This is a genomic window from Psychrobacter sp. Rd 27.2 (assembly GCF_001921755.1).
Taxonomy (GTDB): domain Bacteria; phylum Pseudomonadota; class Gammaproteobacteria; order Pseudomonadales; family Moraxellaceae; genus Psychrobacter; species Psychrobacter celer.
On the sequence record NZ_MRYB01000186.1, the window covers coordinates 1 to 295 of the forward strand.

Here is a 295-nt window from a genome sequence, read left to right on the forward strand (position 1 = left end):
TCTCTGGCGGAAAGGGAACGTATGGCGCTACTAAGGCGGATCCGGACGCAGAGCCAGTACCAGAACCTAAAGCGGTAACGGGTGTGATGAGTAATACCATTAGTAGCGTAGCTGGTACTGGTACAGATGATGCAATAGGGTATCGTCAGTTTGTGACAGATAATCAAACCTTCATTGACACTAAAGATGAAGGTGCAACACCCATCATAATTGAAGATAGTGCTGTAGATAATCTACCCAGCTATGATAAGTTTAAAGCTCGCCTTGATATTGTTAAACCTGACAAGTTCAAGCA

General features: G+C 44.1%; 1 protein-coding gene. It reads left to right on the top strand.

The genetic code is table 11. From position 1 onward, the window contains the following. Positions 1-295, top strand: a 295-nt coding sequence (locus BTV99_RS13665) for a hypothetical protein (RefSeq protein ID WP_178378000.1), incomplete at both ends; no start/stop codon positions are given.